Origin of the sequence: Priestia sp. HNGD-A6, assembly GCF_045784335.1 — a bacterium.
Taxonomy (GTDB): Bacteria; Bacillota; Bacilli; order Bacillales; family Bacillaceae_H; genus Priestia; species Priestia zanthoxyli.
This window is the reverse complement of sequence record NZ_CP138621.1, coordinates 502,951-519,401: the sequence shown is the minus strand read 5'-3', so window position 1 is coordinate 519,401 and position 16,451 is coordinate 502,951. Positions and strand designations below refer to the sequence as shown.

Genomic DNA, 16,451 nt, shown 5'->3' with positions numbered 1-16,451 from the left:
ATGGGGAAAGATTTTTAGGAAAGGAGTCCTGACATACATAAAAAGATTGTTTGTGATAGGAAAGATTGTTTGTGATAGGAAAGAGAGTTATAAATTGATGGCTTTTCGCTTATCATTTTTGCTATATCCTTAAATCAACGAATTCTGTGCAACTTCCTCTAAGATTTGATAAAATAAAATCCTACGTCTCAATTCCTTCTAATGAATCCCTCAACTACCATTTCTACTTATTTTAAAGGAGGACGAAATTTTGCAATTTGAACAAGCTTTAACACATTTACAGTCCTATTTTGGCTATGATTCATTTCGAAAAGGACAGGAAGAGTCGATTCGTTATGTTTTAGAAGGGCACAATACCGCTTGTATTATGCCAACAGGGGGAGGGAAATCACTTTGTTATCAGATTCCTTCCTTGCTATTAGAAGGAACGACACTGGTTATTTCTCCGTTGATTTCTTTGATGAAAGACCAAGTGGATACGCTGAACGCAGCGGGTATTCCGGCCACATATATTAACAGCTCGCTGACGTACACGGAAGTGCAGCAGCGCTTAGAAGAAGTAGCACTGGGAGAATATAAGTTGCTTTATGTAGCACCGGAGCGACTGGAGTCTCCGCAGTTTTTAGAACAGCTTCAAATGCTTCCTATTCCGCTTGTAGCGGTAGATGAAGCGCACTGTATTTCACAGTGGGGGCATGATTTCAGACCGAGTTACTTACGCATCAATGAACTAATCAGCAAGCTGTCTAACGCGCCGATTGTGATGGGGCTGACGGCTACTGCGACGCCTCAAGTGCGTGAAGATATTTGCCGAGCTCTTCATATTAACGAAGAGTATACAGTGATGACTGGTTTTGAACGTGAAAATTTATCGTTTGCGGTTGTGAAAGGTCAGGATCGAATCAGCTATATTGATCAGTATATCCGTAAAAATGATCAAGAAGCAGGCATCATTTATGCCGCTACGCGTAAAGATGTTGAAGAGCTTCACGCTAGATTGCAAAAATCAGGAGTTAACGTATCAAAATACCATGCTGGTATGAACGCAAACAGCCGTGATGAAGAGCAAAATCGCTTTCTTCAAGATGATGTTCAGGTAATGATAGCCACTTCTGCGTTTGGGATGGGAATTGATAAATCGAATATTCGCTTTGTTCTTCACTATCAGCTTCCAAAAAATATGGAAAGCTATTATCAAGAAGCAGGACGTGCTGGTCGTGACGGACTGCCAAGTGAGTGTATCGTGCTTTATTCACCTCAAGATATTCGCGTGCAGCGCTTTTTGATTGAACAGTCAACGTCGAATCCTAAAAAGCAAATTCAAGAACTTGAAAAACTGCAAAGTATGGTGAACTACTGTCATACAGAAGGCTGTTTGCAGGCGTATATTCTTCATTATTTTGGAGAAAGTGAAGCGCATGAGTGCGGCCGCTGCAGCAACTGTACGGATGATCGTGTAGAAATAGACGTAACGGTCGATACGCAAAAAGTGTTATCTTGTATGATTCGTATGGGCGAACGTTTCGGTAAAATGATGATTGCTCAAGTGTTAACGGGTTCTCGAAATAAAAAAGTAGTTGATTTTGGTTTCGATAAACTGAAAACGTACGGCGTCATGAGCGACCGGTCGGCTAAAGAAGTGAGCGATTTTATCGAGTATTTGATTTCAGAGCAGTTTATTTTAGTAGGACAAGGGTCATTTCCTACTTTATCCGTAGCGGCCAAAGGAAAAGGTGTGCTTCTTGGTACGGAAAAAGTGATGAGAAAAGAACAAATGGAAGTGAAGCAAATTGTCCAAGACGACGAGCTGTTTGCTCATTTGCGCTCCGTTCGAAAGCAGCTAGCAGACGAAGCCGGCGTGCCTCCTTTTGTCATTTTCTCAGACGACACTCTTCATGATATGTGTACAAAACTTCCGGTAACGCTTGAACAGTTTGCCACTGTAAAAGGAGTCGGAGAGCAAAAACAAGAGCGATACGGAGAACGATTCACGACTGAAATCAAACAGTTTTGCGAAGACCATCCAGACCGAAAGCGAGAAGTGTCAGCTCCTGCTCCGAAAAAAGCAAGAGCATCATCAAAAGAAGGCTCTCACTTAATGACGTATGAGCTATTTCAGCAAGGAAAATCGTTAGATGAAATTGCTGAAGAACGTGAACTGAGCCGCATTACCATTGAAAACCATTTGTTTAAATGCGCGGAAGAAGAAAAAGAAATCGACTGGTCACCTTTTCTTTCGGATGAAGACGAACAGCTTATTTTACAAGCCGCTTCGTCAGTAGGCGATGAAAAGTTAAAGCCAATCAAAGAAGAATTACCTGAAAACATCACTTATTTTATGATTAAAGTAGCTCTATTTAAACAAAAAATGAAGCAGCTATCGTAAACAAAAAGCTCCTATTAAAGGAGCTTTTTGTGTTGAGTAAGCGAGTTTACTGATAAAATAATATGTGTAAATGTTAGAAAAATCAGATTACATAAAAAGGAGGACTGAATGGAGATGATTGAACGAGAGCTTGAAGCTATTTTGCATGCTTCTCACGACAATATCGTGATCACTGATGAAAAAGGGTGTATTTTACGAGCAAGTCAAAACTGCCGTGATATATACGGGTATGACGTGTCAGAGTTAGTGGGACGAACGGTATACGAATTGCAAGACCGTGGGATCTTTTCACCTTCCGTTACGATTGAAGTGTTAAAGAAAAAGAAAGAAGTACAGCTGATGCAACAAACAGAAACGGGAAAAGTTGTAATGGCAACCGGTATTCCCGTGTATGATGAACATCAGTGTATGAAAAGAGTCATTAGCTTTTCGCATGACTTAACAGAGCTTCAGCGCTTAAAAGAAGATTATCAGCAGCTCGAAGTGAAAATGAAAACATATCAGCTCGAAGTGGAAGAGCTTCGGGAACAACAGTCAAATGAGATGGTCATACGAAGTGGATCGGTGAAAAAGGTATGGTCGATTATTAATCGCGTGGCAGACAGCGATGCAACGGTTGTGCTGCTAGGTGAATCGGGTGTTGGTAAAACGGCTTTTGCCCGTGCTTTACACTATGGAAGTGATCGAAAAGAAGAGCCGTTTATTGAAATTAACTGCGGAGCCATTCCAGCTAGTTTGTTCGAATCTGAAATGTTTGGATACGAAGCAGGCTCTTTTACAGGTGCCAGTACAAAAGGGAAAATAGGAAAGTTTGAATTAGCTCATAACGGCACGCTTTTTTTAGATGAAATAGGGGAACTTCCTCTTGATATGCAAGTGAAGCTGTTAAAAGTGCTGCAAGAAAAAACAGTCACCAAAATTGGAAGTGAACGAGCCAAACACGTAAACTTCAGGCTGATTGTAGCCACAAATCAGCCGCTTGAAGAAATGGTCAAAAAAGGAACGTTTCGTGAAGATTTGTTTTATCGTTTACACGTTATTCCGATTACCATTCCGCCGCTTCGCGAGCGAAAAGAAGACATCGCGGCACTACTTTATCACGTGTTACATAAACAAAATGAAAAATATAACATGAAGAAATTTTTTCATGCAGAAGCATTAAATCTGCTTCTTGAACATCCGTGGCCCGGAAATGTGCGCGAACTTGAAAATACAATTGAACGCCTCGTGTTAACAACGGATGAAAACAGCATCTCGCCTCAAGACCTCCCGTTTTATTCAGAAAATAGCAGCAGTGAAAAAGAAGAATGGGAGCCTCTTGACACGTTAACCTCTCAGGGAATGACGCTTCAGCAAGCACTTGCAGAAGTGGAGAAAAACTGGCTGATTCGCGCTTATCGTCAGTGTCAAACAACGTATGAAATGGCAAACACATTAGGAATCAGCCAGCCTACGGTCGTAAGACGTTTACGAAAGTACAATATAAAATAATGAGACTTTAATTCAAAATGAATTAGCTGATTCAATACTGAATCAGTTTTTTTGTTTTGATTCTATTATGAATTAAAAATCGTCCATAATTGCGCGGAATAAGATAATAAAAATTGGCATGCATTTTGCATTAATAAAAAGTATCTAAATAAAAAGCGTCAGTATTTAAAATAATGATGCGGCGCTAATGAATGAAACCCACTAGGAGGAATAAATTATGCCAAAATATCAGCCGAAAAATTCATTTGAATCTCCGCGTTTTTGCGGACCACGCACATTTATGAGACTTCCGTATGTAGAACAAGTAAATTCAGAAATGGATTTTATTGTCACAGGTATTCCATTTGATTCAGGTCAATCTTTTCGAACAGGAGCACGTTTTGGACCGGAAGCCATTCGAGATTTCTCCATTTTGCTCCGCCCGTATAACCCAGAACAAAAGATTAATATTTTTGATTACATCTCAGGCGTGGACTACGGCGATTTATCAGTGGTTCCCGGGTATATTTTAGAAACGTATAAAAAAATTGAAGAAGGGCTAGCACCGGTTGTGAATGAAGGAATTATTCCTATCTCACTGGGCGGTGATCATTCGATGACCCTTGGTGAACTTCGTGCCATCGCGAAAAAGCACGGACCGGTAGCACTTCTCCAGTTTGATGCTCATTCTGATACGTGGGATAGTTATTTTGAACAGAAATACAATCACGGTACGGTATTCAGACGAGCGATTGAAGAAGGGTTAATCGACGTATCGCGCTCGATTCAAATCGGTATGCGAGGCGGTCTGTACGGTATTGAAGATTTAGAAGATGCAAAGAACTTAGGTTTAGCTTTGTATACGACAAATGAATATAAAAAAATGGGCGTTGATAGAATGTTAGACATTATTCATGAGCGTGTAGGGGAAGGACCCGTATTTTTATCGTTTGACATTGACTTTTTAGATCCAGTTTACGCGCCGGGAACAGGAACGCCTGAAGTCTCAGGTGCAAGTATTGACGATGCGCTTCAATTCGTTCGAGGCTTAACAAATATTGATTTTGTCGGTTTTGATTTAGTAGAAGTACTGCCAGCTTATGATCATGGCCAAATTACAGCAGCGGCGGCCGCTAATATTGTCTATGAATTTATCACACTTATTGCGTTAAGAAAAAAAGCAAAAGAAGAAGAAGCGCTGTTAGTGAAAGCACGCGACTGAATATAAGCAAGACGGTAAAAGTGGGAAGGTACTATTATCTTCCCATTTTTATATAAGAGTTCTCTATGAGGGGTGTTTGACTATGAACGGGCAAGTAAATGTAAAAATAGATAAGAAACAAGCAAAACCATGTAAAAGAGAAATAATCAACCCAGCGACCAATAAGATTATAGCGGAAGTGTTTGATTCGTCGCTTCAACAAGTAGAGGAAGCGGTAGGTAAAGCAAAGCAGGCTTTTGAACAAAGTGAATGGAAGAAAAATAAATCACTGCGTGTAGAGGTGCTTACGAAACTAGCAGACTTATTAGAAAGTGAAGCGAGTATATTCGCTGAAACAGAAACATTAAATACTGGCAAACTGATAAAAGAAGCGCAGTTAGATATTGAAGATACAATTAATTGTTTAAGATATTACGCAAATTTAATAGAAGAAAATCAGCCGTGGACAAAGAACATGTTCGACGACACAAGCAGTAAAATCATTCAAGAACCTATTGGCGTATGCGCGCTAATCGTTCCTTGGAATTTCCCTTTGTTGCTTGGCATGTGGAAGCTGGCTCCTGCATTAGCAGCTGGAAATACGGTGGTGTTTAAGCCGTCAGAATTAACGCCGCTTTCTTTTTTAAAGTTAGCTTCACTATATAAAAAAACTGGTATACCAGAAGGCGTGTTTAATTTACTTACAGGAGATGGTGAAGTGGGAAGTGCCCTTGTTGAACACAAAGACGTAGCCAAAGTCTCTTTTACAGGAGGATCAGAAACAGGCAAACGTATTTATCAGCAGTGCGCAAAAGAGATGAAAAGAGTTTCGCTTGAACTGGGAGGGAAATCTCCGCTTCTTATTTTTGAAGATAGCGAAATTGATATTGCAGTAGACTGGACAATGTTTGGCTCATTTTTTAACCAAGGACAAGTGTGTGTAGCTTCATCGCGTATACTCGTACACGAATCTATTTATAACTCGTTTCTTTCTGCTCTTACGGAAGCTGTTGCTGCTATAAAAATTGGTAACCCCTTAAGAGAAGAAACGGAGATGGGCCCGGTTATTAGCAAGGAGCATCTGAATAAAATACAGAGTTTTATTAAGCTAGGTCAAGAAGAAGGTGCGAATTTATTAACAGGAGGAACGTTAATTGACTGCGAAGGTGGAAACTATATAACGCCAGCGGTGCTCGTTGACGTGGAGCAGCATATGAAAATCGTCCAAGAAGAAATATTTGGTCCCGTCATTACCGTTCAATCTTTTTCAAGTGAAGAAGAAGCCATAGCACTTGCTAACGGTACGAGATTTGGTTTAGCTGCAGGGATTTTAACGAATGATGTAGAGAAAGCAGAGCGAGTTGCTGAACAGCTTCAAGCGGGAACGATTTGGATCAACGGCTACCATACGCCTCATATTGAAACGGCTTGGGGCGGTTTTAAAGAAAGCGGCATTGGCCGGGAGCTAGGTCCATCAGGATTAGCTGCTTTTACTGAAATAAAACATGTGAATACAAATTCCAAGTTAGCTCGAGCCAATTGGTATCAATAAAAGTGAAAGGTGGAAAAGGAATGACAACAAAAAGTGGTCTCGCCCATGATGATGTGCAGCCGATTGCAGTGAATAAAAGAAGTATGGGCTTCTTCTCTACATTTTCCATGTGGATAGGAGCCAACGTGGTAGTAACGACCGTTTTTACCGGAATGCTGTTTGTACCCGATATGACCTTTTTAAAGGCATTATTTGTGATTGTGCTTGGCTCTTTAGTCGGTGCCATACCGCTCGTGCTGATGGGGAATATCGGAACTCGAACCGGTCTTCCAACCATGGTTTTGATGAGACCTGCTTTTGGACAAAGAGGGGCTATGCTTCCTGCTGCTGTTAATCTTATTACATTAATAGGATGGGCATGGATTCAAGCCTACATGGCAGGGCTAAGTTTAAATCATGCCGTCACCTTTTTGACCGGTTACAGCAATATCAATCTATTTACGATTCTTACTCAAGTACTAGTAGTAGCTATTTCTATATATGGACACAAAGGCATTGAAGCAACGGAAAAGTTAGTAGCTACGCTAATGGTCATTTTAGCAACCGTTGTGTTTAGCTATTTGTTTATCGAATTTGATGCAGCAAAATTAATTCAAATGAAAGCAAGCGAAAATCCTGGTATTACAGGAATGTTAGCTTTTGATATTGTAGTAGCTACAGCTTTTACGTGGATTCCTATTGTTTGCGATTATAACCGAAACTGTAAATCTGAAAAAACGGGAATTGCGGGAACGTATTTAGGCTATAACGTTGCGACTTTGATTGCGATGGGATTAGGCGCAACGGTTTCCGGCTTTTCAATTCTCGGAAATATGACGCAAACGTATGACCCGGTAAATTTAATTGGCGCATATAGCCCGCTGTTGGGATTAGTAGCAGCCATCGTCATTTTTTTATCGGTGTTGTCAACCAACGTAATGGTACTGTATAGCGCAACAATGTCTTATTTGTCTATTTTCCCAAAGCAGCGCTTTTGGATACCGGCACTAACGATGGGAGTTGTCACAGTCCTAGGTTCTTTATTAAAAGAGTGGTTAATGACAAATTTTCAAAGCTTTTTGCTTATGATTGGCGTCTTATTTATTCCTATTATTGCGATTGTTCTTGTTGATTACTATATCATTCGCCGAAAACACTATGACATTTCAGCTATTTTAGATAAGGAAAATAAAATATATTGGTATACAAAAGGATTTAACCTTCATGTGTATCTATCATACGTAGTGGGGGCTATATTTGCCTATTATTTTACGTACGTTCACCCGCTAGCCACAGGAGCAACAATCTTAGCTTTTTTATTTACAGGTGTTTTACACGTATCGTTCACCAAGCTTTCACAGCTCTCCATCACTTACTCAAAGGGAATCGACAAAAATGCTTGATAGATATTTAAAAAAGACTGAATTATCTAAAATATATTGAAAGCTCCTGTTTAAAGGAGCTTTTTGTCTTGAAAATAGGTGAGAAATAAGCAAAAGCATGGGGAAGAGAAGTTCTTAATCCAGCCTCAAATAAAGTAATAACAATGTATTTGATTCTATAAGGGGTCTTTTCTATAATAAATGTAGGAAAACTTTCCAAAGGAGAATTTTATGCTCGAATTAGAGGCTATTCAAAGCAGGGCCATTGAAAAAACTAAGCATACATTGCTACAGGATATAAAAAGCGTATTAGGTGAACAAGACGAATGTCCGGATTTAGAGACGTATTTAACAGACAGGCACTCTTTTATTAAAAAAGCCTGGGGGACTGCGTGGAGAAAAATAGTTGTTTCTTCTGTATCTAAGAAAAACAGAAGATCGTATTTAACAGAAAGAGGCTTTGAGATAAAAGGATATAAACCTCAAGCTATCGATAAGTTATTTGCTAAAGAAACGAGAAAAGGTATAGAATTTGATGCTTTTTCTTGGTTAGAAAAGCAGTACGGAAAGGGCAATAAAGCAGAGTGGCCATCTCTATACGGAGAAGCAAGAGTTGAATTTGCCAAAAAAGAAGAAGAAAGAAAAGAGAAAGAAAGACAGCAAAGTATTAATGATCGAAAAGCCAGATATCAATTACAGTTAAATTTAGAAGCAGCTCCTATTTTGGAAGTAAACAAAGAGCTGTATTACCTACATATAAGAGAACAGCTTTCACATCAGCTATCAAAAGACATTGAAACAAACTCAAAGTATATTGAAAACTATGCGCCGCATACTGAGCTTGAAGATGAATTAATAGAAAACGGTGATTTAACACGCCATGATTATGAAACGGTTCATGACTTTTTTCAAGAGCTCACCGGGAACGTAAGCTCAGAATTAGACAGATATTCAACGATTATCTTGTTTGAAACGTATGAAGATGTATACGAGGTATTTATCACCGATAAAATTTATGAAATCATTCCAACTATGATTATGGATGACCTTCCTGCTTCATTTAAAGAAGAGTATAAATCTTATACAAATGATTCGGTAACACGAATGGATATTATAAAAGCACTCAGAAGTGATTTATCGGATTTAGTCTATGAATATAAAAGAATGCTTGTAGAAGAAAAGCTTTCCGATGTACTAGAAGTTTCAGATCACAACTTAACGATCGAAGAGCATAAAAAGCGATATGCACAGCAGCTGGAAGAAAGACGATTACAACAAGAACGTGAACGTGAAGAAAAGAACAAGCTGATTGAAGAAGAACAGCGACAGTTAAATTATATTTTTGGTGCAGAATACGAAATGGATCCAAGAAAAGAAACGGAATACATTCTTCATCTCGGTGATACAAACACAGGAAAAACGTATACGGCATTAAAGTCATTAAAGAAAGCTGCTTCGGGTAGTTACTTAGCGCCGCTTCGCCTGTTAGCTTTAGAAGTCTTTGAAAAGCTGAACAAAGACGGAGTTGCTTGTTCGTTAAAAACAGGTGAAGAAGAAAAGATTGTTGAAGATGCTCAGCACATGGCCGGTACGGTAGAAATGTTTAGTGAATTAGAACATGGCGATGTAACCGTAATTGATGAAGCACAGATGATTCAAGACCGAGATCGGGGGTTTTCATGGTATAAAGCCATAACCCGAGCTAATGCCAAACAAGTTCATGTGATCGGAAGTTTAAGCATTCGAAGTATGTTAGAAGAGATGTTAGACGGTGTGATCTCAGAAATTTATGAGTACGAAAGAGATATACCTTTAAAAGTAGATCTTCGAAATTTCAAAATTGAACAAGTGAAACCCGCAGATGCTTTAATTGTTTTCTCGCGTAAAAAGGTGCTCCAGACAGCAGCTAAGCTAGAAAAAGATGGTCACAAAGTGAGCGTGATTTATGGAAGTATGCCGCCTGAAACAAGAAGAAAACAAATTGAGCAGTTCATTAATAGAGAAACAACTGTCATTGTGTCTACAGATGCAATTGGAATGGGGTTAAACCTTCCAATTAGACGAATTGTGCTTTTAGAAAACATGAAATTTGATGGGCAAAAACGGAGGTTGTTGACTTCTCAAGAGTTAAAGCAAATTGCAGGTCGTGCTGGAAGAAAGGGTCTCTATAATGTGGGAGAAGTTGCATTCGCTAAAGATGCCAAGCAAATGAGAGAACTGTTATTTTCAACAGACGAGCAAATCAGCAAATTTTCAATTGCGCCTACTTCAGATATGCTAAGAAGATTTAAAGAATATCATCATGACCTCGGAACGTTTTTTGACATATGGGCTAAATTTAAAAATCCAAAAGGTACACAAAAATCAAACCTGGCACAAGAACGTGAGCTTTATGAGGAAGTGAAAGACACGCTGATTGAGGCGAAAATGCCCATTGTTGATTTATATGGTTACTTGCAGCTGCCGTTTTCAGCAAAAGAAAGCTCTTTGAAAAAGCAGTGGGTGGCTAGCATGAATGCAATTGTTAACAGAGAAGAGTTACCTGAACCAAGGATAATAGAAGGTTCACTGGAAAAATTAGAGCTGTCTTATAAGGCGATTGGCCTGCATCTTTTATTTTTATATCGAATGGATAGAAGACCGGAAGCTATTTACTGGGAGCGTGTCCGAGAAGAGCTTACAAACAAAATACATGACGTATTAAGAAAAGATATGAAAAAATTTAAAAGAACGTGCAGTGCGTGTTCTAAAGACCTTCCTTGGAATCATGATCATGCGATATGCGATTCATGTTTTCATAAAAGATTTCGCAGAAGACACGGGGACGACGGTTTTAATTACTAAGATGTAGTGATAAAAAAAGAGGCTTGTATGAACGTATGTTAGTTAAAGGAAGATCCGAACGAGTTCGATTCTCGATTGAGAATCCAATTCGTTCGGCTTTTTTTATTGTGAAGATAGCTTTCATGTGTTTCGTTCCTTCTAGCAGTTGATTGGAGGGCAAGGCAAAGACTCCTGCGGGAGAAGCGGAACAGGTGAGACCCCGCAGGAGCGTAAGTGACGAGGAGGCTCAGCGGCCGCCCGCGGAAAGCGACGTCTTGCACGGAAATCAACTGCGGTGTAACAAGTACCCCATACCAAATCATTTATCCTATTTGTTCATCTTTAGATGAGATTGATTTAGTTAAGTCTCAACCTCACTTTTCGTATAAGCTTTTCATCTTTTTATTATAAATTTCTGCGTCAAAGCAGATTTTTGCAGAAAAAAGCCGGAAATGTATAAGCGGTCATCTTGTAAAAAGAGCAATAAATTATTATGATATAAGATGGAACTTATATTTTAAAGGATTCCGTGATTTTTTTGTTGGGCGGACGTGTATTGTCTTAGAGTAAGTTTGCTATCATTCATTATGTTAAAAGCAGCACTTTTAAATAGAGATACGGTTCGTAATAGAAGGGAAGAGGATGATGACAAGTCATAACAAAGAAAACAAAGCTGCAGTCGAGCAGTACAGTAAAGGGAAAATTTTGTGGCAATTAACCCGTCCTCATACGTTAACGGCATCGTTTGTACCCGTTTTGATTGGAACAGTTCTAGCTATGTTTTATGGCCATGTGAACGTTTGGATGTTCCTTGCGATGCTTTTTTCATGTTTGTGGATTCAAATTGCGACGAACGTATTTAACGAGTACTATGATTTTAAACGCGGGTTAGACACAGAAGACTCCGTAGGAATTGGAGGAGCCATCGTCAGACACGGAATGAAGCCGAAAACGGTATTAAATTTAGCACTGATTTCTTATGGAATTGCTCTTATTTTAGGCGTATATATATGTGCAAACAGCAGCTGGTGGCTTGCTTTAGTTGGATTAGTAGGTATGGCGATTGGTTATTTGTATACAGGCGGACCGCTTCCGATTGCGTATACGCCGTTTGGAGAATTATTTTCAGGTCTGTGCATGGGCGCTATGTTCGTGTTGATTTCATTTTTTATTCAAACAAATACCGTAACGTCTGAAAGCATCTTTGTATCACTTCCTATTGCGATTTTAGTAGGCGCGATTAATTTGTCTAACAACATTCGTGATATAGAAGAAGATACAAAAGGCGGACGACGTACGCTAGCTATTTTATTAGGTTCTAAAAATGCGATTAGATTTTTAGCTGCTTTGTTCGGCATTGCGTATATTTGGACCGTTGCATTAGTTGTATTTTTCGATATTAGCCCTTGGATTTTCTTAGTGTTCCTTAGTGCACCTAAGCCCATTCAAGCCGTACAAGCATTTGTACGCGGAGAGCTTATTGCAATGAAAGCAACTGCTCAAACAAATACGTTTTTTGGATTTACTTTATCAATTGGGTTATTAATTGGCTATTTAGTAAGCTGATTGTGTTGAAAAAGCCTGTCTTTTTAAAGACAGGCTTTTTGTTATGCTCCAGTTATTTTTTCTTTTACTGCGCTAAGAAATGCGTTCATATTTTCAGAAGATGAAAAGCTGGCTTGAGCTTGTTTTGGTCCGCCGCCGCCTTTTCCATCGTAAAGCGGAAGCAGCTCTTTATAAAGTTCTCCGCATGTTACCTCACTGCCGCTGTGAGCCAGTAAGACTTTTTGATCACTTGAAAAAGCAAAAAGAAGCGTTGTATCAGGCGTTTGAAGAAGCTGCTTTGTCAAAGCTTGCACATCTTTTAGTGTACGATTTTCAAAGTGATGGTACAGAAATGATCCTTCTTTTTTGGCTTCTAATTCCCTTGCTAAAAAAGCTGCATTTTCATTTTTTAATTCTTCTAGTTGTTTTTGCAGCTCTTTTTGTTCAGTCTCCAATTTTTTAATTCGTTCTACAACTAATTCACGGCTTGTGCTGAATTTGTTGCTAAGTTCTGCTACGATTTCTTGAGACTGCTGATAATCAGCTAATGCACGCATACCGCATTTGAAAAAGAGGCGTGTATTGCCGCGCTGCTTTTCTGTTTTCGTAAGTTTAATGAGACCCAGCTCTCCAATTTGGTTCACATGAGTACCGCAGCAGGCAGAAACATCAATGCCTTCAATTTCTACGATGCGTACCACTTCGTCTTCTAGCTCGGGCACTTTGCGAAGCGCAAGAGTATGTAAATCTTCTTTTTTCACTTCGTACGTTTTAATGGGGCGGTTGCTGTAAATAGCATTGTTTACAACTTTTTCAATGTGTAATAGCTGCTCATGAGATAACTGAGGTACATTTAAATCGATAGAGACTGCTTCGCTTCCTAAGTGAAAGCTAACGGTGTGAATATTATATGTATCGATTAATAGAGCCGAAAGTAAGTGCTGTCCGCTATGCTGCTGCATATGATCAAAGCGGCGGTGCCAATCAATTTCACACGTGACGTTCGTTTGTGCAGGCAGTGTGTCAACGAGATGATAGACTTCTCCATTTTCTTCGTAAACATCTTTTACGTCGATTCCGGCAATAGTACCGTAGTCAGAAGGCTGTCCGCCGCCTTCTGGATAAAAAGCGGTTTGTTTTAACGTTAATGCGTAGCCAGTTGAAAGAGCGCGCGTCTCTGTCACTCCTGTTTCCCACGTTTTTATGTAGGGATTGCTATAATAAAGTCTTTCTGTCATGTTCATCATCCTTTCTACTAAAACCATATCTAACTTTTTCTATAGTATCAGAAATATGTTTCTTCGAACATGGATAAGCTAACTTGTAATAATAAAACTGGGTGGGACATATGAAAAATACTGTTTATATTTATACGCGTGACTTAAAAAGGATTTTTACCAATTGGGCGATGATTATCATTGTGCTGACGCTTATGATTCTGCCGTCTTTTTACGCATGGTTTAATATAAAAGCATCTTGGGATCCATACGGGCGGACTGAAGGTATTGCCATTGCAGTAACGAGCGAAGACGAAGGTTCTACGATAAGAGGGCAGCACGTAAACGTGGGAAAAGATATTATTGCAACGTTAAAGAAAAATAAAACGCTTGGATGGACGTTTGTCTCCAAAGAAAAAGCTGATCACGGAGTAAAGCACGGAGACTATTATGCAAGTATTGTTATTCCAAAAGATTTTTCACAAAAGCTTGGTACCGTTCTTCAAGATCGTTTGGAAAAGCCGGTCATTATTTACAAAGTAAACGAAAAAATAAACGCCGTAGCGCCTAAAATTACAAGCAAAGGAGCCAGCAGCTTAACACAACAGATTAGTGAAAAATTCGTCAAAACAGCGAATGGAGCCATTTTTTCTGTTTTTAACGAACTAGGTATTACCCTCCAGCGGGATTTACCGACCATTCAACAAGTTGAACAACGGATTTTTGAGCTTGAAAATCGTCTTCCTGAAATTAAAAAAGTAATTAATGAAGCGAATGACACCACTCAAAAAGCTGGAGCTATTGTATCGAAAGCTCAGGCCGCTCTTCCTGAAGTAGAGAGATTAACAGCTGACGGCGCACAGATGACTCAGCAGCTAAACACTTTTTTAACTAAAAGCGATGAAGTGTTAAAAAACGCTGAGCCAACGATCAGCGAAACGCTGCACCGTGTTCAACAACGAGCTCTCGGAGTTCAAGAATTGAAGAATCAGCTGATGGAAAAAGATATAGCGCCGGCTGAAGTCAGCGCAGCAGCGGAACAGCTAAAAGTGCAGTTAACAAAACAAGTTGCTGACACAGGAGAGATCCTTACGCTTCTTACGGATTTAAATGCGGTGTCTCAAGGGAACGTTCTTTCACCGGTTATTAATCAAATAAAAAGTGTACATACGCTTTTACAGCAGCAGCTGTCGGATGTAAACGACTTACAGCAGCAAAAAAAAAATGGAGATGCACCAGATCCAAGTGTGCTTGAGAAATTCAGCTCTCGCATCGACCAAGCTGTTTCTAAATTAAATACGTTAACGAATTCGTATTCTTCTACGATTGTGCCGGCTATTGAACAAGCTATCAAAGAAGCGAAAGATAAAACAGCAAGCGCAAACGCACTGCTTGATGAAGCTAATAAAAGCATGCCGGATGTTTCGAACGTGCTGTCTAAAACAGCGAGTGGCATTTTGCTCGGACAGCAGGAGCTTGCGAAAATAACAAAAGACTTTCCGCGAATTGAACAAAACGTGCACAATATAGCGGATAAAATACGCGAATTTCAGCGAAAAGAAAACATTGAAGATATTATTAATTTGTTAAAAAACGATGTGCAAAAAGAAAGTGATTTTTTTGCTAAGCCGGTTCTTTTAAAAGAAGAAAGACTTTATCCTATTCCGAACTACGGGTCGGCTATGTCACCGTTTTATACAACGCTTTGCTTGTGGGTCGGGGCTTTGCTGTTAGTTTCAATTTTAAGCGTAGAAGTAGCTGATGAAGAGCGGTTCAAAAGCTATGAAGTCTATCTTGGAAGACTTTTAACGTTTTTATCTATTGCTCTTGTGCAAGCTTTTATTGTGACGCTAGGCGATTTATTTTTAATCAAAACGTACGTCGTAGACAAAGTGCCTTTTATCTTTTTAGGCTTGCTGTGCAGCTTCGTGTTTATGACGATTGTCTATACGCTTGTAGCGATATTTGGCAATGCAGGAAAAGCGATGGCCATTGTTTTGCTTGTGCTTCAGCTTTCTGCTGCAGGCGGTACATTTCCGATTCAAGTCGTGCCTGCTTTTTTCCAAGCACTCAATCCGTTTTTACCATTTACGTATGCAATAAGCATGATGAGAGAAGTTGTGGGAGGCATGTTAGCGGATATAGTAAGAAAAGACGTTACGGTTCTTCTTTGCATTTGGCTTGGCGTGCTGCTGGTGGGTATTTTCCTTCATAAGCCTCTTAGTAAAACGAGTGCAAAATTAACAAAAAAAGCGCGTGAAAGTAAATTAATTCATTAAAAAAACGTTTTGGGTTTCCAGACAGAACAAAATGCGGTAGTGTAGATAGAAAGGAGTGATAAGCATGGGTATATTAGATGGACTATTAGGAAATGCATCAGAAGCAGATATAAGAGGAACTGAAAAAGATTTACAAAACATTTTAATTGCCAACGAGCGAGTGGAACAAGCGTATAAAGTCATTCGCGATTTAATGGTGTTTACGACGAAACGTTTAATTATCGTTGATAAACAAGGAGTGACGGGAAAGAAAACAGATTATCATTCCATTCCTTATAAGACGATTACCCATTTTAGCGTAGAAACGGCTGGAACGTTCGATTTAGATGCCGAATTAAATATTTGGGTATCTGGTTCTAGCGCGCCAATTTCAAAAGAATTTCGTAAAGATAAAAGCATTTACGACGTGCAAAAAGTATTAGCATCTTATGTATTGAATTAAAAAGTTGAGCCATGAAAAATTGGCTCGACTTTTTTTATGCTTGTGTAAAACGGGAAGAGATAATATCTTCTTTCTCGCATGCAGCTGTTTAAAAATAATCAGGTTGTTGTCCTTCTATATTTGTTTATTTCACTCATTACTGAAATGCATGAAAACGATTTACATAATGAATTAT

The 16,451-nt window shown here is 39.3% G+C and carries 10 protein-coding genes; 9 read left to right on the top strand and 1 reads right to left on the bottom strand.

Going from position 1 to position 16,451, the window contains the following annotated elements; all coding sequences use genetic code 11:
* Positions 1-250: 250 nt before the first annotated feature.
* The 7 genes from recQ (at position 251) to SCI76_RS02650 (ending at position 12,359) form a co-directional block, all read left to right on the top strand.
* Positions 251-2,386, top strand: a complete 2,136-nt coding sequence (recQ, locus tag SCI76_RS02680; RefSeq protein ID WP_221833365.1) for a DNA helicase RecQ — start codon at positions 251-253, stop codon at positions 2,384-2,386.
* Positions 2,387-2,494: 108 nt separating this feature from the next.
* On the top strand, positions 2,495-3,877 hold the full coding sequence (locus tag SCI76_RS02675; RefSeq protein ID WP_048020999.1) for a sigma-54-dependent Fis family transcriptional regulator: 1,383 nt from the start codon (positions 2,495-2,497) through the stop codon (positions 3,875-3,877).
* Positions 3,878-4,094: 217 nt separating this feature from the next.
* Complete coding sequence (gene speB, locus SCI76_RS02670; protein WP_063248037.1) at positions 4,095-5,078, top strand: agmatinase; 984 nt, start codon at positions 4,095-4,097, stop codon at positions 5,076-5,078.
* Between the two features lie 82 nt (positions 5,079-5,160).
* Positions 5,161-6,609 carry an aldehyde dehydrogenase gene (locus tag SCI76_RS02665; RefSeq protein WP_221833364.1) on the top strand — a complete coding sequence of 483 codons (1,449 nt, stop codon included), beginning with the start codon at positions 5,161-5,163 and terminating at the stop codon, positions 6,607-6,609.
* Positions 6,610-6,629: 20 nt separating this feature from the next.
* The gene (locus tag SCI76_RS02660; protein WP_168760743.1) at positions 6,630-7,991 is read left to right on the top strand and encodes a cytosine permease; all 1,362 of its coding nucleotides are present in this window, start codon (positions 6,630-6,632) and stop codon (positions 7,989-7,991) included.
* A gap of 210 nt (positions 7,992-8,201) precedes the next feature.
* Positions 8,202-10,814, top strand: coding sequence for a helicase-related protein (locus SCI76_RS02655; RefSeq protein ID WP_328180131.1), 2,613 nt, complete (start codon positions 8,202-8,204; stop codon positions 10,812-10,814).
* Between the two features lie 624 nt (positions 10,815-11,438).
* Complete coding sequence (locus tag SCI76_RS02650) at positions 11,439-12,359, top strand: 1,4-dihydroxy-2-naphthoate polyprenyltransferase (protein WP_048021477.1); 921 nt, start codon at positions 11,439-11,441, stop codon at positions 12,357-12,359.
* Positions 12,360-12,400: 41 nt separating this feature from the next.
* Here the strand turns inward: SCI76_RS02650 and SCI76_RS02645 are convergent, their stop codons facing one another.
* On the bottom strand, positions 12,401-13,576 hold the full coding sequence (locus SCI76_RS02645) for a DHHA1 domain-containing protein (RefSeq protein WP_328180132.1): 1,176 nt from the start codon (positions 13,574-13,576) through the stop codon (positions 12,401-12,403).
* Positions 13,577-13,686: 110 nt separating this feature from the next.
* Here SCI76_RS02645 and SCI76_RS02640 point away from each other — a divergent pair, with 110 nt between their 5' ends.
* A complete protein-coding gene (locus SCI76_RS02640; protein WP_328180133.1) occupies positions 13,687-15,834 on the top strand; it encodes a YhgE/Pip domain-containing protein in 2,148 nt (715 codons plus the stop codon).
* Between the two features lie 64 nt (positions 15,835-15,898).
* Entirely contained in the window at positions 15,899-16,276 is a 378-nt protein-coding gene (locus SCI76_RS02635) for a PH domain-containing protein (protein WP_028413413.1), read from the top strand.
* Positions 16,277-16,451: the final 175 nt, after the last annotated feature.